Annotated in this window: 13 protein-coding genes; 7 read left to right on the forward strand and 6 right to left on the reverse strand. The window is 61.8% G+C overall.

The genetic code is table 11. The annotated features are described in order from the left end of the window. Position 1: 1 nt before the first annotated feature. Together ACMTA2_RS10460 and acnA are read right to left on the reverse strand one after the other, a co-directional pair. Entirely contained in the window at positions 2 to 790 is a 789-nt protein-coding gene (locus ACMTA2_RS10460) for a CPBP family intramembrane glutamic endopeptidase (protein ID WP_413794778.1), read from the reverse strand. A gap of 251 nt (positions 791 to 1,041) precedes the next feature. Next, positions 1,042 to 3,783, reverse strand: a complete 2,742-nt coding sequence (gene acnA, locus ACMTA2_RS10465; protein WP_413794779.1) for an aconitate hydratase AcnA — start codon at positions 3,781 to 3,783, stop codon at positions 1,042 to 1,044. A gap of 172 nt (positions 3,784 to 3,955) precedes the next feature. On the opposite strand from acnA, the gene rlmM reads away from it, so the two are divergent. Together rlmM and tusA are read left to right on the forward strand one after the other, a co-directional pair. After that, a complete protein-coding gene (gene rlmM, locus ACMTA2_RS10470) occupies positions 3,956 to 5,029 on the forward strand; it encodes a 23S rRNA (cytidine(2498)-2'-O)-methyltransferase RlmM (protein ID WP_413794780.1) in 1,074 nt (357 codons plus the stop codon). Between the two features lie 188 nt (positions 5,030 to 5,217). Further along, entirely contained in the window at positions 5,218 to 5,469 is a 252-nt protein-coding gene (tusA, locus tag ACMTA2_RS10475; RefSeq protein ID WP_003183455.1) for a sulfurtransferase TusA, read from the forward strand. Here tusA and ACMTA2_RS10480 read toward each other — a convergent pair. Next, positions 5,442 to 6,869, reverse strand: coding sequence for an MATE family efflux transporter (locus ACMTA2_RS10480; RefSeq protein WP_413794781.1), 1,428 nt, complete (start codon positions 6,867 to 6,869; stop codon positions 5,442 to 5,444). The genes tusA and ACMTA2_RS10480 overlap by 28 nt on opposite strands. A 288-nt stretch (positions 6,870 to 7,157) precedes the next feature. On the opposite strand from ACMTA2_RS10480, the gene pdxB reads away from it, so the two are divergent. Continuing rightward, positions 7,158 to 8,300, forward strand: a complete 1,143-nt coding sequence (pdxB, locus tag ACMTA2_RS10485) for a 4-phosphoerythronate dehydrogenase PdxB (RefSeq protein ID WP_413794782.1) — start codon at positions 7,158 to 7,160, stop codon at positions 8,298 to 8,300. A gap of 228 nt (positions 8,301 to 8,528) precedes the next feature. Here pdxB and ACMTA2_RS10490 read toward each other — a convergent pair whose 3' ends face one another. Further along, on the reverse strand, positions 8,529 to 8,708 hold the full coding sequence (locus tag ACMTA2_RS10490; protein WP_053183318.1) for a PA1571 family protein: 180 nt from the start codon (positions 8,706 to 8,708) through the stop codon (positions 8,529 to 8,531). 257 nt (positions 8,709 to 8,965) lie between these two features. Here ACMTA2_RS10490 and ACMTA2_RS10495 point away from each other — a divergent pair, with 257 nt between their 5' ends. Continuing rightward, positions 8,966 to 10,738, forward strand: coding sequence for an ABC transporter transmembrane domain-containing protein (locus ACMTA2_RS10495; RefSeq protein ID WP_413794783.1), 1,773 nt, complete (start codon positions 8,966 to 8,968; stop codon positions 10,736 to 10,738). 156 nt (positions 10,739 to 10,894) lie between these two features. Here the strand turns inward: ACMTA2_RS10495 and ACMTA2_RS10500 are convergent, their stop codons facing one another. Further along, positions 10,895 to 12,823, reverse strand: coding sequence for a transglycosylase SLT domain-containing protein (locus ACMTA2_RS10500; protein ID WP_413794784.1), 1,929 nt, complete (start codon positions 12,821 to 12,823; stop codon positions 10,895 to 10,897). Between the two features lie 226 nt (positions 12,824 to 13,049). Here ACMTA2_RS10500 and ACMTA2_RS10505 point away from each other — a divergent pair, with 226 nt between their 5' ends. Further along, positions 13,050 to 14,966: an ATP-binding cassette domain-containing protein gene (locus ACMTA2_RS10505; RefSeq protein ID WP_413794785.1), complete on the forward strand. Its 1,917-nt coding sequence runs from the start codon at positions 13,050 to 13,052 to the stop codon at positions 14,964 to 14,966. Between the two features lie 111 nt (positions 14,967 to 15,077). Here the strand turns inward: ACMTA2_RS10505 and ACMTA2_RS10510 are convergent, their stop codons facing one another. Next, entirely contained in the window at positions 15,078 to 15,518 is a 441-nt protein-coding gene (locus tag ACMTA2_RS10510) for a universal stress protein (RefSeq protein ID WP_413794786.1), read from the reverse strand. A 100-nt stretch (positions 15,519 to 15,618) separates the two neighbouring features. On the opposite strand from ACMTA2_RS10510, the gene ACMTA2_RS10515 reads away from it, so the two are divergent. Then, on the forward strand, positions 15,619 to 16,056 hold the full coding sequence (locus ACMTA2_RS10515; RefSeq protein ID WP_413794787.1) for a hypothetical protein: 438 nt from the start codon (positions 15,619 to 15,621) through the stop codon (positions 16,054 to 16,056). Between the two features lie 487 nt (positions 16,057 to 16,543). After that, on the forward strand, positions 16,544 to 18,691 hold the full coding sequence (gene fadB / locus ACMTA2_RS10520) for a fatty acid oxidation complex subunit alpha FadB (protein WP_413794788.1): 2,148 nt from the start codon (positions 16,544 to 16,546) through the stop codon (positions 18,689 to 18,691). Positions 18,692 to 18,703 lie beyond the last annotated feature (12 nt).

The raw sequence follows: 18,703 nt of genomic DNA on the forward strand, positions 1-18,703 counted from the left end.
ATCACGCCAGCATCGGGTAGGTAAATAGGGTGAAATGAAGCAGGTTGAGCAGAAAATGCGTGGCAATCGCCGCACCCAGGCCGCCAAAGCGATACGCCAGGCCGTAACCGACCCCCGCCAGGCCCGACAGCAGCACCCATTGCCAACCGGCGCCGGCGTGCACCAGGCCGAACAGCAGCGAGGCCAGGAGCAGCGCCAGGTTGTCGCCCTGGGCCAAATGTTTGAAACGCCGGCTCAGGCCCCCCTGAATGTAGCCACGAAACAGCGCTTCCTCCACCAGTGTTACCAACAAAAGATTATTGAGTACCCATGACCAGGCGTGATCCGGCCACTTCGGCGCCCAGTGGATCATGCTCAACAGCAGTGCCCCACCCAGGGCCAAGACCGCGCTCAGGCCCAGGCCAAGGGCCGTGGCGTACACCGACAGGCGAAACGAGCGCCGGCCGATGATCCAGGGGCAGGCCAGTAGCAGCCAGAAGCCGATCAAGGGCTTGTCCTGGTTCAGGTACATGGCGAACCGCGCGGCATCGTCGGTCAGGCGCTGTGGGGGAATCAGCTGCCCGTTGAAAAAGCCGGGCATCCAATGCAACGCCAACGCCAGGGCCATGACCAGAAACAGGATGTGCCCGAGAAACCGACCGAGCGGCATTGTTTGCTGGCGGACGGCATAACCGGCGAACAACAGCAATGCGACAGTGATGACGGCCGTCCACGCCAGTTGCCCGTAGGCCAGGGCCAAGGCATAGCCGAGAGAGAGAAGGGCCAGGTAAGGCCAGGGAAGAGCGGGCATACAACATCCTTTCTAGACTGTGGCGCTTTGGGCGAACGTGATCGCCGCGTCTACGACGCTGCCATGTCGCGCAAAGAGCACAAAGGTGTCCACGCCGACTCATGGCCAGCGCGGGCACTTCGCTGGCTGACACCGTTCCGTGAGCGTCAGTGGGGGGGGATTATAAGCAGGTCTATACAGAAACGGTGATTGAACTGTTCACCTGGGACAGTCCTGTGGGAGCGAGCGGTTCGCTCCCACAAGGGTTGCGTTTAGCTGGCAATCAGCTGCCGCAGGACATAGTGCAGGATCCCGCCGGCCTTGAAGTATTCCACTTCATTGAGCGTATCGATCCGGCACAGCACCTCGATCCGCTCCTGGCGACCGTCCTCGCGGGTGATCACCAGGGGCAGGTTCATGCGCGGGGTCAACTCGACGCCGTCCAGCCCGAGGATGTCCAGGGTTTCCTTGCCCGTGAGCTTCAGGCTCTTGCGGTTCTGGTCGAGCTTGAATTGCAGCGGCAGCACGCCCATGCCCACGAGGTTGGAACGATGGATACGTTCGAAGCTTTCGGCGATCACCGCCTTGACTCCCAGCAGGTTGGTGCCCTTGGCCGCCCAGTCCCGGCTTGAACCGGTGCCGTATTCCTGGCCGGCGATGACCACCAGAGGCGTGCCCGTGGCCTGGTACAGCATGGCGGCATCGTAGATCGGCATTCGCTCGCCGCTGGGGATGTAGATCGTGTTGCCGCCTTCTTCGCCGTCGAGCATTTCGTTGCGAATGCGGATATTGGCAAAGGTGCCGCGCATCATCACCTGGTGGTTGCCGCGTCGGGAGCCGTAGGAGTTGAAATCCCGTGCTTCCACGCCCTGTTCGCGCAGGTAGCGGCCGGCCGGGCTGTCCGCCTTGATGTTGCCGGCCGGGGAAATGTGGTCGGTGGTCACCGAGTCTCCCAGCAGGGCCAGCACGCGGGTGCCCTCGACGTTCCTGACGGCCGGTGGCGGGCCGCCGATGTCGTCGAAGAACGGCGGGTGCTGGATGTAGGTCGAGTCGTCCTGCCAGACATAAGTTGCCGCTTGCGGCACTTCGATCGCCTGCCATTGCTCGTCACCGGCAAACACGGCGGCGTATTCCTTGTGGAACATGCTGGTGTTGACCTGGGCCACGGCGGCGGCCACTTCCTGGCTGCTGGGCCAGATGTCCCGCAGGTACACGGGCTTGCCGTCCCGGTCGTTGCCCAGCGGCTCGCTGCTGATGTCGATGCGCACCGTGCCGGCCAGGGCATAGGCGACCACCAGCGGCGGCGAGGCCAGCCAGTTGGTCTTCACCAGCGGATGCACCCGGCCTTCGAAGTTGCGGTTACCCGACAATACCGAGGCCACGGCCAGGTCGGCTTTCTGGATGGCTTTTTCGATGGGGTCCGGCAACGGTCCGGAGTTGCCGATGCAGGTGGTGCACCCATAGCCCACCAGGTCGAAACCAAGCTTATCCAGGTACTCGGTCAGGCCAGCCGCCTTGTAGTAGTCGGTGACCACCTTGGAGCCCGGGGCCAGGGAACTCTTGACCCAAGGCTTGCGGGTCAGGCCTTTCTCCACGGCTTTTTTTGCCAGCAGCCCGGCGGCCATCATCACGCTGGGGTTGGAGGTGTTGGTGCACGAAGTAATGGCGGCAATCACCACCGCGCCGTTTTTCAGGCGATGGGTGTGGCCTTCGAACTCGTATTCGGTTTCGCCCACCTGGTCGGCATTGCCCACCGCGACGCCGCCGCCCCCTTCACTTTCCAGGCGACCTTCTTCCTTACTGGTGGGTTTGACCTGCAACCCCAGGAAGTCGCTGAAGGCTTGGCCGACATTTGGCAGCGAGACCCGGTCCTGAGGGCGTTTGGGGCCGGCGAGGCTGGCCTCGACGCTGCCCATGTCCAGTTCCAGGGTGTCGGTGAACACCGGCTCCTGTCCGGGCAGGCGCCACAGGCCCTGGGCCTTGCAATAGGCCTCCACCAGTTTCACGGTTTCTGCCGGACGCCCGGACAGGCGCAGGTAGTCCAGGGTCACCTCGTCCACCGGGAAAAAACCACAGGTGGCGCCATATTCCGGGGCCATATTGGCGATGGTGGCGCGGTCGGCCAAGGGCAGGTCGGCCAGGCCGTCGCCATAGAACTCGACGAACTTGCCCACCACACCTTTCTTGCGCAGCATCTGCGTGACGGTCAGCACCAGGTCGGTGGCGGTGATGCCTTCGCGCAACTTGCCGACGAGTTTGAAGCCGATGACCTCGGGAATCAGCATCGACACCGGTTGACCGAGCATGGCCGCTTCCGCCTCGATCCCGCCGACGCCCCAGCCCAGTACGCCGAGGCCGTTGATCATGGTGGTGTGGGAGTCGGTACCCACCAGGGTGTCGGGGAAGGCGTAGGTGCGGCCGTCCTCTTCTTTGGTCCACACGGTGCGGCCCAGGTATTCGAGGTTGACCTGGTGGCAGATGCCGGTGCCCGGCGGTACCACACTGAAATTGTCGAAGGCGCTCTGGCCCCAGCGCAGGAAGGCGTAGCGCTCTCCGTTGCGTTGCATTTCGATATCGACGTTCTGCTCGAACGCCTGGCGGGTGGCGAACCTGTCCACCATCACCGAGTGGTCGATCACCAGGTCCACCGGTGACAGGGGGTTGATCCGCTGGGGATCGCCGCCGGCCTTTTCCATGGCGGCGCGCATGGCGGCCAGGTCGACGACGGCGGGGACGCCGGTGAAGTCTTGCATCAACACCCGGGCGGGGCGGTATTGAATTTCGCGGTCGGAGCGGCGTTCCTTGAGCCACCCGGCCAGGGCCTTGAGGTCGGTGCCGGTGACGGTTTTTTCATCTTCCCAGCGCAGCAGGTTTTCCAGCAGCACCTTCAAGGACATGGGCAGCTTGTCGAGATCACCCAGGCTTCGGGCGGCATCCGGCAGGCTGAAGTAATGGTAGGTCTTGGCGTCGACTTGCAGTGTTTTAAGGGTTTTCAGGCTATCGAGGGACGGCATTGAAATCACTCCTTTGAGTCCGCACGGCTACGGACTGACGGAACGGACAGAGCCTTTAACCTAGCCCTGTTTTGAGTGTATGACTAATCACTGGACTCTATTGCAAGGTTCGCGGTTCCGAACTCCGCTATCATGCGGCGGTTTTCGTGACAGGCTTTGCTACGGAGTTTCAATGAACACGCTTTTCATGCACTGCCGGCCCGGCTTCGAGGGCGAGGTCTGTTCCGAGATCGCCGAACACGCGGCCCGGCTCAACGTGGCCGGCTACGCCAAGGCCAAGCCGGCCAGTGCCTGCGCCGAATTTGTCTGTACTGAAGAGGACGGCGCCGAGCGGCTGATGGGCGGGCAGCGTTTTGCCGAGCTGATTTTTCCGCGCCAGTGGGCCCGTGGCACGTTCATTGAACTGCCGGAAACCGATCGCATCAGCGTCATCCTGGCCCATATGACCACTTTCCCGACCTGCGGCAGCCTGTGGCTGGAGGTGGTCGACACCAATGACGGCAAGGAACTGTCGAACTTCTGCAAGAAGTTCGAGGGGCCGCTGCGCAAGGCATTGGGTGGGGCCGGCAAGCTGGTGGACGATCCGCGCAAGCCGCGCCTGCTGCTGACCTTCAAGAGTGGCCGTGAAGTCTTTCTTGGCCTGGCGGATGCGGATAATTCGGCGATGTGGCCGATGGGCATCCCGCGGCTGAAGTTTCCCCGGGAGGCACCGAGCCGCTCCACACTCAAGCTTGAAGAAGCCTGGCACCATTTCATTCCCCGGGACCAATGGGACGAGCGCTTGCACAGTGACATGACCGGCGTGGACCTCGGCGCCGCGCCGGGCGGCTGGACCTGGCAACTGGTCAACCGTGGCATGCTGGTGACGGCCATCGACAACGGTCCGATGGCCGAAAGCCTGATGGACACCGGCCTTGTGCAGCACCTGATGGCGGACGGTTTCACGTTCAAGCCCAAGCAGCCGGTGGACTGGATGGTCTGCGACATCGTCGAGAAACCGGCGCGCAACGCGGCGATGCTGGAAGAATGGATTGGCGAGGGCCATTGCCGCGAGGCCGTGGTCAACCTCAAGCTGCCAATGAAACAGCGTTATGCCGAGGTGAAGCGCCTACTCGAACGCATCGCCGAGGGGTTCAAGGCCCGGGGCATCAAGGTGGAGATCGGTTGCAAGCAGCTGTACCACGATCGCGAGGAAGTGACCTGCCATCTGCGGCGGCTGGACACGAAAAAGCCGAAGTCCCGCTAGCCCTCGGAATTGAAGGAGTTCCCTGCGGGAGCGAGCTCGCTCGCGATGACGTCGGTACATTCCCATATGGATGTAAGCTGACCCACCGCTATCGCGAGCAAGCTCGCTCCCACAGGAGGCAGTGTGAAGCCAGGGGTGACCGAGCGCCGACATTGCGCGACAATGCCGGCCAGTTCCAGGAGTAGAACATGAGTGAAATGAACGACACGCCGGTCGACGGCACGCTGGATGCCACGGGCCTCAATTGCCCGGAACCGGTGATGATGCTGCACCAGCACATCCGCGACCTGGCCCCCGGTGGCCTGCTGAAAGTCATCGCCACCGACCCCTCGACTCGCCGGGATATCCCCAAGTTTTGCGTGTTCCTGGACCACGAACTGGTGGCCCAGCAGGAAGAGGCCGGTACCTATCTCTACTGGATCCGCAAGAAACTCGCTTGATCCATCGAGCGGCTCAGGTGGATCTGTTTGCGCGCGCTGCGGGCCAGGCGGATCGACAACATCAGCGCCGCGCAACTCAAGCCTACGATCAGGCCTTGCCACAACCCGCTCGGGCCGCTCGGGGTGCCGAGCCAGTCGGTCAGGCCCAGGGCGTAACCCACCGGCAGGCCGATGCCCCAATAGGCGAACAGGGTCAGGATCATCGTCACCCGGGTGTCCTGGTAGCCGCGCAATGCGCCGGCCGCCGTGACCTGGATCGCATCGGAAAACTGAAACAACGCCGCATAGACGATCAGCATCGAGGCCACTTCGATCACCACGGGGTCGCCGGTATAAATCGCCGCGATCGGCTCGCGCAGTGCGAGCATCAGGCTTGCCGAGAGGCAGGCGTAGGCCAGGGCCGTGCCCATGCCCACGCCAGCGGCGAAGCGCGCCTCGCGAGGCTGGGCGCGGCCCAGTGCCTGGCCGACCCGAACCGTCACGGCCATGCCCAGGGAGTAGGGAATCATGAACACCAGGGAGCTGAAGTTCAGCGCGATCTGGTGCCCGGCCACCACCGTGGCACCGAGGCTGCCGATCAGCAGCGCGATGACCGCGAAAATACTCGACTCGGCGAACACCGCGATGCCGATCGGCAAACCAATGCCTAGCAGACGCTTGATGACCGCCCATTGTGGCCAGTCGAAACGGCTGAACAACCGACTCGACTGATAGGCCGGGGCCCAGCGGGCCCAACCGGCCATGCCCAGGGCCATGACCCACATTACGATGGCCGTGGCCCAGCCGCAGCCGACGCCGCCCATGGCGGGCACGCCCAGGTGCCCATAGATGAAGATGTAATTGAGCGGAATGTTCAGCGCCAGCCCACAAAGCCCCAGCACCATCGCCGGTCGCGTGCGACCCAGGCCGTCGCTGAAGCAGCGCAGCACGTGGTACAGCGCCACGGCCGGCAGGCCCGTGCCGATGCCCCGCAGGTATTCCATGCACGGGCCGATCAATTCGGGATCGACTTTCATGATGTGCAGGATCGGTTCGGCGCTGAACAGTGCCAGGGTCGCGATCAACCCCACCACCAGTGCCAGCCACAGCGCCTGGCGTACCAGCGGGCCGATCTCGTCGAACGTACCGGCACCGAAGCGCTGGGCCACTTTCGGCGTGGTCGCCAGCAGTGTGCCGGTCATCAACAGGAACACCGGCACCCAGATCGAGTTGCCCAGGGCCACGGCCGCCAGGTCCCGTGGACCGACCCGACCGGCCATCACCGCATCGACAAAGCCCATGGCGGTGGTCGCCAGTTGCGCCACTATGATCGGCAAGGCCAGGGCCAGCAGCGTCTTGAGCTCCAGGCGAACCCGGGCCGGGCGGGAGATAAGGGCAGGTGTGTCGATCACAGGTTTCACAGGCGAAGCGTCCGAAAGAATTAGCGCAAGGCGGCGAATTCTACGCGTTGACGCAGTGGTCAGGAAAAAACCTGTGTTGGGGATTTGTAAACACGGACAGAAATGCGTGAATGCCTTGTGGCGAGGGGATTTATCCCCGCTGGGGCGAAGCCCCCTTGTATATCTGCGACCGCTGCGCAGTCGAGCGGGGATAAATCCCCTCGCCACATTACCTTTCACTCAAGTAATGCACTGGCTCACCATGGCGAGGAACGCCTACACTGCCCATCCCGCCAAAGGAGCTCTGCCATGCTGATCGTCGCCGACGAAAACATCCCCCTGCTCGATGCATTTTTTCAAGGTTTCGGTGAAATCCGCCGAGTGGCCGGGCGGGGTATCGATCGGGCGATGGTCGAGCAGGCCGATGTGTTGCTGGTGCGCTCGGTCAGCCAGGTCAATCGAGCCCTGCTGGAAGGCAGCAAGGTGCGCTTCGTCGGCACCTGCACCATCGGCACCGATCACTTGGACCTGAATTATTTCGCCGAGGCCGGTATCCGCTGGGCCAGCGCGCCGGGCTGCAATGCCCGTGGCGTGGTGGACTATGTGTTGGGCAGCCTGATGACCCTGGCAGAAATCGAAGGTGCGCAACTTGAGCAACGAACCTTCGGCGTGGTCGGCGCAGGCCAGGTGGGCGGGCGGTTGATCGAGGTGCTCAAGGGGTTGGGCTGGGCCGTGAAGGTCTGCGATCCGCCGCGTCAGGCCGCCGAGGGCGGCGACTATGTGAGCCTGGAGCAGATCATCGAGCAGTGCGATGTGATCAGCTTGCACACCCCGTTGACCCGCGACGGCGAGCAACCGACCTGGCACCTGTTCGACGAGGTGCGTCTGAACCAGCTCAAGCCCGGCACCTGGCTGATCAATGCGGCCCGAGGGCCAGTGATCGATAACGCCGCGCTGCGCGAGGTGTTGCTGGAGCGTGAAGACCTGCAAGCGGTGCTGGATGTCTGGGAGCAGGAGCCCACCGTGGATGTGGACCTGGCTGATTTGTGCGTGATCGCCACCCCGCACATTGCCGGTTACAGCCTCGATGGCCGCCAACGAGGCACGGCCCAGATCTACCAGGCCTTGTGCGCGTTCCTGGAGCGACCGGTCGAGGTCAGCCTCGGCGACCTGTTGCCTCGGCCGTGGCTGGGTGGCATCACCCTGGATGCCGCAACCGACCCGGCCTGGGCCTTGGCGGTGCTGTGCCGGAGCGTGTACGACCCCCGTGGCGACGACGCGAACTTTCGCCGTAGCCTGGTGGGCACCGTCGACGAACAACGCCGTGCGTTCGATGCCTTGCGCAAGCTTTACCCGCCACGGCGGGAAATCGACAGCTTGAAGGTACGTATCGACGGGCAGTCGGCGGCCTTGCAACAGATTGTCACGGCGTTGGGCGCCACCCTCGTCTAGACGCCGTCTTTTTGTGGCGAGGGGATTTATCCCCGCTGGGGCGCGAAGCGGCCCCGAAATCTGAAGGTTGCGGTGTGTCAGTTTGAACCAATGGGGCTGCTGCGCAGCCCAGCGGGGATAAATCCCCTCGCCACAAGTGAGTGCCAAGCCAGAGATCAATGGCAGCCTTGTTCTTTCAGGCATAAAAAACCCGACATCAACGTCGGGTCCAATTGAAGACGGGCTGTATCACTTTTGTTCGGCAGGCTTGACCAGTCGTTTTTCCAGCTCACTGCAGGCTTTGCGGATCATGTCTTCGGTAATGGGTACTTCGCGCCCCTGTTCATCGATGAACGAGCAGCCCAGAGACTGGTCCGGTTGCGTGCGGATTACTTGAATCTTGTCGTCGCTGCTGTGTTGCAAGGACATGGCCTGTCTCCTCATCAGGTTGTGTGCCTACTTTATTGTCGCCAGGTGACCGAGCCATGACACTCCTTGTAGGTTCATGGCGACACCTCCACTCAATCAGAAACACAGTTGCGTTTCCAGCCAGACTTTAGACCGATAACATCTAGCTGCTAGTCGTAGTGGTCATATTTAACCTGACTCATTGCGATTCCACTTGGTTCCGCTGCGTTTCGGCGTCGCGAGCTGGCCTTTTCTGCTGCAATCATCGGACGCCTTGGATGCTTTCTACCCGACATCGCCGTGCCATACGCCTGGCCAGCGGCTTCATCGCCCCTTACCGCAAACAGGTTGTCGGCGCTTTGCTGGCCTTGATTGTCACCGCCGGCATTACGTTGTCCATGGGCCAGGGCATCCGCTTGCTGGTGGACCAGGGCTTCATGACCCGCTCACCGCACCTGCTCAATCAATCCATCGGCCTGTTCATGGTGCTGGTGGTGGGGTTGGCGATCGGTACGTTTGCGCGTTTTTACCTGGTGTCCTGGATTGGCGAGCGGGTGGTGGCCGATATCCGGCGGCAGGTCTTCAACCATCTGGTGTACTTGCACCCGGGTTTCTACGAAAACAATCGCAGTTCGGAAATCCAGTCCCGGCTGACCGCCGATACGACCTTGCTGCAATCGGTGATCGGTTCGTCGCTGTCGTTGTTTTTGCGCAACGCCTTGATGGTGGTGGGCGGCATCGTGCTGTTGTTCATCACCAACCCCAAGCTGACCAGCATCGTGGTGATTGCCTTGCCGCTGGTATTGGCGCCGATCCTGATCTTCGGTCGTCGGGTGCGCAGCTTGTCGCGCGAGAGCCAGGACCGCATTGCCGACGTCGGCAGCTACGTCTCCGAAACCTTCGGCCAGATCAAAACCGTGCAGGCCTACAACCACCAAGTCCAGGACGAACACCGTTTTTCCGCGACGGTGGAGCAGGCCTTCGACACCGCTCGCAAGCGCATCGCCCAGCGGGCCTGGCTGATCACCCTGGTGATCGTGCTGGTGCTGGGGGCGGTGGGGGTGATGCTCTGGGTCGGCGGCATGGATGTGATCGCCGGGCGGATTTCCGGCGGTGAGCTGGCGGCATTTGTGTTCTATAGCCTGATCGTCGGCAGTGCCTTCGGTACCCTGAGCGAAGTGATCGGCGAGTTGCAGCGGGCGGCCGGTGCGGCAGAGCGCATTGCCGAGTTGCTGCGTTCGGAGAACATCATCCAGCCGCCGGCCTCAGGTCTTGTCACGTTGCCGGAGCGGGTCCGCGGCGATTTGCGCCTCGAAGGCGTGCGTTTTTCCTATCCGTCGCGACCGGACAGTTATGCGGTCGACGGTCTCGACCTGACGATCAAGGCCGGCGAGACCCTGGCCCTTGTCGGGCCTTCCGGTGCCGGCAAGTCGACGGTCTACGACCTGCTGCTGCGTTTCTATGATCCGGTGCAAGGGCAGATCCTGATCGACGATGTGCCGTTGACTCGACTCGATCCCCTGGACCTGCGCCGCCATTTCGCCCTGGTTTCGCAGAATCCGGCGCTGTTTTTCGGCACGGTCGAAGAGAACATCCGCTACGGCAATCCGCAAGCGACGTCCGAGCAGGTGCGCGAAGCCGCGCAGATTGCCCACGCCCACGACTTCATCGAAAAAATGCCCGACGGCTATCAGACCCACTTGGGAGACGGTGGCCTGGGTCTGTCCGGCGGCCAGCGCCAACGCCTGGCCATCGCCCGGGCGTTGCTGGTGGACGCGCCGATCCTGCTGTTGGACGAAGCCACCAGCGCCCTCGATGCGCAAAGCGAACACCTGATCCAGCAAGCCTTGCCCAGCCTGATGAAAAACCGCACGACGCTGGTCATCGCCCACCGTCTGGCCACGGTGAAAAACGCCGATCGGATCGCGGTGATGGATCAGGGCAAGGTGGTTGCCGTGGGCACTCACCAGGCGCTGGTCGCCAGCAATGCGCTGTACGCGCGGCTGGCGGCGTTGCAGTTCAGTGTTGGCCAGGCGTCGGGAGCCGAGTGATACCGCGTCCACAGGGGATGCTGTGTTTGATGCAGGCCCTGTGGGAGCGAGCTTGCTCGCGATAGCGGTGAGTCAGCTTGCATTCATGTTGCAGGTGCCGACGCCATCGCGAGCAAGCTCGCTCCCACAAAGAAGAGGGCTTTGTGGGGGTGTTAATCACTGATCATCGAAATAACGCTCATGCCAATCCACCAGCGGTTGCGGCGAGTTGAGTTTCTGGCCGTAGATCACCGAGTACGACAACACGTTCTGTACGTATTGGCGGGTTTCGTCGAAGGGGATGCTTTCGACCCAGACGTCGAAGCTCAAGTGGTCGGCGCCCCGCAGCCACTGACGCACGCGACCGGGGCCGGCGTTGTAGGCCGCCGAGGCGAGGACGCGGTTGCCATTGAACTGGCTGTGAACCTGGCTCAGGTAGGCGGCGCCCAACTGGATGTTCTTGTCCGGGTTCAACACTTGTTTGGGGGAGGCCAGGGGGATGCTGAACTTGCGCGCGGTTTCCTTGGCTGTACCAGGCATCAGTTGCATCAGACCGGCGGCGCCGACACTGGAGCGGGCGTCGTCCATGAAGGCGCTTTCCTGGCGAGTGATTGCGAATACCCAGCTCGAATGCAGGCCACGGACCTTGGCTTCGCGCACCAGGGTGTCGCGGTGGGCCATCGGGAAGCGGATGTCCAGGTCATCCCAGTACTTGGCCTGGCTGATGGTGCGAATGGCCGGGAAATACCATTTCAGCTCATAGGCCAGTTTCGCCTGGGCGACCATTTCGTCCCGGTTGAAATGCCGGCTGACGTGATACCACTCACGGCGTCCGTCAACGATGTCCCCGCGGGCGTGAAACTCCAGCGCGCGGCGGATACCGGGCGTATTGCGCACCTTGTTGATCAGGGCCTGGCTCATCACCAGTGGCTTGTTGACGAGTGAATACGGCGACTGGGAACGGTCGGCGGCCAGGAATCCATAGAAGTCCCGCTCACGGGCCAGATGCTTGTAGAGCGTCAGTGCCTCGGGGTTTTGCGGCTGGGCCAGCTCGAGCGTACGGGCCTGCCAGTAGCGCCAACGGTTGGTGCTGGCCAGCGTCTCGGGCAGGCGGCGGGTCAGTTGGTAGGCGTCGTCCCACCGGGCCAGGCGCAGCAGCAGGCGCAAGCGCCACTCCGAAACGGTGTCGTCCCGCAGTTCCGGATCGTATTTCGTCATCACGTCCAAGGCGCGACTGTCGAAGCGCTTGGCCAGGGTCAGGCCGATTTCCCGGGCAATCGCGACTTTTTCATCCCGGGAAAAATGCATGGTGCTGGCGTAGCCATCCAGCAATGCCATGGCCTTTTCCGGGTCCTGGCGGGCCAGGCGACGCAGGCCGAGGCTGACGATATCGGACATCGGTTCATCGGCCGGACTGAAGCGCGACGACTGGTTGAGCAGCTCGGGCTTTTGGGCCACGTCCACCAGCAATTTGCCACGGGGGGCGAGGGTGCTCAAGCCACTGACCAGGCTGTTGGCCAGCGGGTAATTGCGCGCCTGGGCGGCCAGCTTGACGCGCTCCCAGCGTTTCTGCTCGGTCAACTGGCCCTGGGAGGCCCACAGGCCGAACAGCGCGTCGCACGCCTGGGGCTGGGACTTGCCGGTGAGCCACAGTTTTTCCGTGTTGGCATAGCCCTCGGCCTTCAGGCCATGGCTGAGTTGGTACTGGGCGTTGAGGCAGTCCAGTTCGGTGAAGTTGAGTTTGGGGTCGTAATACTTGACGAAGGTCGCCCAGTCGCCGCGCTCGGCCAGCCAGCGTAACCAACGCAGTTTCATCCAGTTGGCCTGGGGCAGGTCACCATGCTCGGCGAGGAACTTCTCGATTTCGGCGTTGCTGGCGCTCTTGAGGCGAGCGGTCAATTCGTCGTAGGCCAGGTAGGGTTCCAGCGGATAATCGCGCAAGGCCTGGCTGTAGCGAAAGTATGGGCCGGAATCACCCTTGGCCAAGGCGCGCTTGGCCTCGTCGTAATATTGGCGTTGAGTGGAGATATCCACCGCCTGCGCGGATTGAACGGCAGTGGCACATACAAAAAGACACGATAAAACACTGAAAAGGCGACTGCGCATGAGACATCCGGGCAGAAAAAACAAGACAAGCCCAAGGGGTAACCCAGGGTAACTGTCTGTAGCTTAGCCTTTTGCCAGCAGCCGGTGAAAGCTTTGCAGGGCCGTCGGTACAAGTTCGCAACATTTGTCAGGCAGCGTGCATTTGCAGAATGCTTGAGTGGTGAAATTGGCGGACCCCTGAGGCCTCATCTCAGGTAGAATGCGCGCCCGGTTTTTGGAGAAGCTCATGACCCTGCTCAAATTCAGCGATGTGTCCCTTGCTTTCGGCGCTATGCCGTTGTTGGACAAGGTGTCCTGGCAGATCGCCCGTGGTGAGCGGGTGTGCATCATCGGCCGCAACGGCACTGGCAAATCCAGCATGATGAAGCTGGTCAAGGGCGATCAGAAGCCCGACGACGGCTCCGTCTGGCGGGCGCCAGGCCTGAAAATCGGCGAGTTGCCCCAAGAACTGCCGGTGGCCGACGAGCGGACCGTGTTCGACGTGGTTGCTGAGGGCCTGGACGGTGTCGGCGCGCTGTTGGCCGAGTATCACCACTTGAGCCAGAACATCGTCACCGATGCCGATCTGGACAAGTTGATGCACGTGCAGCACGACCTCGAAGCCCGAGACGGCTGGCGTCTGCAGCAACTGGTCGACAGCACCCTGAGCCGCCTGCAATTGCCGGCCGACAAGACGCTCGCCGAATTGTCTGGCGGCTGGCGTCGTCGCGTCCTGCTGGCTCAGGCCCTGGTCTCCGAGCCGGACCTGCTGCTGCTCGACGAACCGACCAACCACCTGGACATCGGCGCCATCGCCTGGCTTGAAGAAGCCCTGAAAGACTTCCAGGGGGCGGTGCTGTTCATCACCCACGACCGGTCCTTCCTGCAAAACCTGGCGACGCGCATCCTTGAGCTGGACCGCGGCGGCCTGATCGACTGGAACGGCGACTACGCCAGCTTCCTGGTGCACAAGGAAGCGGTACTGGCGGCGGAAGAAACCGCCAACGCGCTGTTCGACAAGCGCCTGGCCCAGGAAGAAGTCTGGATCCGCCAGGGCATCAAGGCCCGTCGCACTCGTAACGAAGGCCGTGTGAGGGCCCTCAAGGCCTTGCGCGTTGAGCGCAGCGAACGCCGTGAGCGTACCGGCAAGGCCAACATCCAGTTGGAAACGGCCGACAAGTCCGGCAAACAGGTCATGGTGCTGGAGAACGTCAGTTTCGCCCATCCGGGCGGCCCGTTTCTGGTCAAGGACTTCTCCATGGTCCTGCAGCGTGGTGATCGCATCGGCCTGCTGGGCGCCAACGGTACCGGCAAGACTACCCTGCTCAAACTGATGCTGGGTGGCCTGGTGCCGACCAGCGGCAAGGTGGAAGAGGGCACGAAGATCGATGTCGCGTACTTTGACCAATTGCGCCATCAGTTGGACCTGGAGAAGACCGTGATCGACAACGTGGCCGAAGGCCGCGATTTCATTGACATCGATGGCCAGAGCCGTCACGTGTTGAGCTACCTCGGCGATTTCCTGTTCAGCCCCCAGCGTGCCCGCACGCCGGTCAAGGCGCTGTCGGGTGGTGAGCGCGCCCGTCTGTTGCTGGCCAAGTTGTTCAGCAAGCCTGCGAACCTGCTGGTGCTCGACGAACCGACCAACGATCTGGACGTGGAAACCCTGGAATTGCTGGAAGAGGTGTTGTTGACCTTCAACGGCACCGTCCTGATGGTCAGTCACGACCGGGCATTCCTCGACAACGTGGTCACCAGCACCCTGGTGTTCGAAGGCGAAGGCCTGGTTCGAGAATACGTCGGTGGTTATCAGGACTGGCTGCGCCAGGGCGGCTCGCCGCGTCTGCTGGGGGTCACCGAGAGCAAGTCCGGCAAGGCCGATCTGAATTCGGCCGTGGTCAAGGCCGAGCCCGCGCCGGTTGCCGCCGCGGCCCCGGCCCCAGCGAAGAAAAAACTCAGCTACAAGTTGCAGCGTGAGCTGGAAGCCTTGCCCGCTGATATCGATGCGAAGGAACAGCAGATTGCCGCCGTGGAAGCCGAGATGGCTGACGTCGGCTTCTACCAGCGGCCAGCGGCTGAAACCGCCAAGGTCATCGCGCACCTGGAGCAGTTGCAGGCCGAGCTGGACGCACTGGTCGAGCGTTGGGCTGAACTGGACGCTTGATCTGAAATACATCCCCTTGTGGGAGCGAGCCTGCTCGCGAAAGTGGCATGACAGTCAATCGTGCAGTCGACTGGCACAGCGCTTTCGCGAGCAGGCTCGCTCCCACAGGTGTTATGTACGCTTGACCAGATGCACCGCCAGCACATCGCAAGGCGCGCCATGCAGCACATCGTTGGCGGTCGAGCCCAGCAGCAGCGCGAGGCCATGGCGACCATGGCTGCCGACGACAATCAGGTCGCAACCCTGTTCCTTGGCCAGGTGATGGATCTCCTGGCGCGGCTGACCATAGGTCAGGTGGCTGAACTCCTTCTTCAGGGCCGGGTATTTCACGATCAGTCGGTCAAGGCGCTCCTTGGCCTGGTCGAATTGTTGCTGCTGCAACTGGGAAAGGTCCATTGGCACGTCGCCACCGAAGGCCATGGCCATCGGTTCGACGATGTGCACCAGCGACAATTGGGTGTCTCGGCCTTCGCAGAGGGCGAGGGCGCGCTTGACGACCGGATCGCATTCTTCAGTGAGGTCGACGGCGACCAGAATGTGTGAGTAGTACATGGAAGGCACTCCAGAGAATTGCGATACGGTAAGTATGGCTGGTTTAAAGCGCATTGACGCGACCTGGTCAATGGGCTCATCAGAATCGGGGAGTACGAATATGACGGTCTGGATAGTGCTGTCAATCCTGTTGGTGGTGTTAAGTCCGCTGGCATGGTTGCGTCCGTCCCGTGTGCAGAGCGGTCGCATGGCGCTGCGCATGGAGGCCCGACGCCTGGGCCTGGCCATGCAACTGGCGCCCCAGGAGTGGCCACACTGGCTCGGCCAGCAGCCGCCAAACCCCTGTGCCCAGTACTATCGGCCTCGGCGCGGCAGCCAGCCAGCCTGTTGGAGCTACTGGCAAACTGCACCGGGTGTCTGGGCCAATCAGTGGCGGGAAGTCTGCCAGGATGAGTCCCTGCTCAATCATTTCGAAAAATTGCCAGCCAACGTCTACAAGGTCGAAGCCGATCGGCAAATGATTGCCTTGTACTGGGGCGAAAAAGGCGAAGCCAGTGTGTTGCAGGCCATTGCCGGTGTGCTCAAGGCGCTGGCCTGAGGCATAAAAAAGCCCGACAGTCTCATCGGGCGGGTTGGCCAGGCAGGCCGGTAATCCATCTCGTGTCAGGGCGTGCATTCGCAACGCCCTTCATTTTGCAAAATTCAATCGCGTCCCGACAGCGTAGTCGGCTGGATCCGATATGTCTGGAATTAGGGCGATTTTTCTAATGATTGATTCTATGAATGGTCACTCATGCGGCGCCGTGTTGCGGATCCGTAGGGTACGGAAATGACCGTAAAGTCGCGTTAATGCCTGTGTTTAGGGCGATTGACAATTGTCGGAAATTCCGTGAAGGTGACGTACCCAAATCAAACGGGCGTATGAATTGAGCGTTTGTATTTTCAGACTGCTCCTACAGACCCCGACTATCGCGTTGGCGGGTGTGCCTGGCGGATTGGCGTAGCATCGGCGGTAACGTCAGTGCCGAACCAGTGGTCAGCGTTCAACGTGTACTGTTCAGCTTCCATATCGTGGAGATCAGTTGATGATTTACGAAGGTAAAGCCATCACGGTTAAGGCTCTTGAAAGTGGCATCGTCGAACTGAAATTCGACCTCAAGGGTGAGTCCGTCAACAAGTTCAACCGTCTAACCCTGAATGAATTGCGTCAGGCTGTAGACACTATCAAGGCAGATGCTTCGATCAAGGGTGTGATCGTCAGCAGCGGCAAGGACGTGTTCATCGTCGGTGCCGACATCACCGAATTCGTCGACAACTTCAAGCTGCCCGATGCCGAACTGATCGCTGGCAACCTCGAAGCCAACCGTATTTTCAGCGATTTCGAAGACCTCAATGTACCGACCGTCGCGGCCATCAATGGCATCGCCCTGGGTGGCGGCCTGGAAATGTGCCTGGCGGCGGACTACCGCGTCATGGCCACCACGGCCAAGATCGGCCTGCCGGAAGTCAAGCTGGGCATTTACCCGGGCTTCGGCGGCACCGTGCGCCTGCCGCGCCTGATCGGTGCCGACAACGCCATCGAGTGGATCGCCGCCGGCAAGGAAAACCGTGCCGAAGACGCACTGAAAGTCGGTGCCGTGGATGCGGTGGTCGAACCTGGCAAGCTCCAGGAAGCGGCCCTTGAAACCATCAAACGCGCCATCAGCGGCGAGTTCGACTACAAGGCCAAGCGCCAGCCGAAGCTGGAAAAGCTCAAGCTCAACGCCATCGAACAGATGATGGCCTTCGAAACCGCCAAGGGTTTCGTGGCAGGCCAGGCAGGCCCGAACTACCCGGCGCCGGTCGAAGCCATCAAGACCATCCAGAAAGCTGCGAGCTTCGGTCGCGACAAGGCCCTGGAAGTCGAGGCTGCCGGCTTCGTGAAGCTGGCCAAGACCTCGGCTGCACAAAGCCTGATCGGTCTGTTCCTCAACGACCAGGAACTGAAGAAGAAGGCCAAGGCCTATGACGAAATCGCCCGTGACGTGAAGCAGGCCGCCGTGCTCGGCGCCGGCATCATGGGTGGCGGTATCGCCTACCAGTCGGCGTCCAAAGGCACGCCGATCCTGATGAAGGACATCAACGAGCACGGGATCGAGCAGGGCCTGGCCGAAGCCGCCAAGCTGCTGGTGGGGCGCGTCGACAAAGGTCGCATGACCGCCGCGAAGATGGCTGAAGTGCTCAACGGCATTCGTCCGACCCTGTCCTACGGTGATTTCGGCCACGTCGACCTGGTGGTCGAAGCGGTTGTCGAGAACCCGAAGGTCAAGCAGGCGGTACTGGCTGAAGTCGAAGACAAGGTCAAAGAGGACACCATCCTCGCTTCGAACACCTCGACCATCTCCATTTCGTTGTTGGCCAAGGCCCTCAAGCGTCCGGAAAACTTTGTCGGCATGCACTTCTTCAATCCGGTGCACATGATGCCGCTGGTGGAAGTGATCCGTGGCGAGAAGTCCAGCGAGCAGGCGGTTGCCACCACCGTGGCCTACGCCAAGAAAATGGGCAAGAACCCGATCGTCGTCAACGATTGCCCGGGCTTTTTGGTCAACCGTGTGCTGTTCCCGTACTTCGGCGGTTTCGCCAAGCTGGTCAGCGCCGGTGTGGACTTCGTGCGCATCGACAAGATCATGGAGAAATTCGGCTGGCCGATGGGCCCGGCCTACCTGATGGACGTGGTTGGCATCGACACCGGCCACCACGGTCGCGACGTCATGGCTGAAGGCTTCCCGGACCGCATGAAGGACGATCGTCGTTCGGCCGTCGACGTGCTCTACGAAGCCAAGCGCCTGGGCCAGAAGAACGGCAAGGGCTTCTACGCCTACGAGACCGACAAGCGCGGCAAGCAGAAGAAAGTCGCCGATGCGTCGGTGCTGGAAGTGCTCAAGCCGATCGTCTACGAGCAGCGCGAAGTCACCGACGAGGACATCATCAACTGGATGATGATCCCGCTGTGCCTCGAAACCGTGCGTTGCCTGGAAGACGGCATTGTTGAAACCGCCGCCGAAGCCGACATGGGTCTGGTCTACGGTATCGGCTTCCCTCCATTCCGTGGCGGTGCACTGCGTTACATCGATTCGATCGGTGTGGCCGAGTTCGTTGCCCTGGCTGACCAGTACGCTGATCTGGGCGCGCTGTACCACCCGACCGCGAAGCTGCGTGAAATGGCCAAGAACGGCCAGCGTTTCTTCGGTTAAGCGCCCAACGAC

This window comes from Pseudomonas medicaginis (assembly GCF_965119365.1).
Lineage (GTDB): Bacteria > Pseudomonadota > Gammaproteobacteria > Pseudomonadales > Pseudomonadaceae > Aquipseudomonas.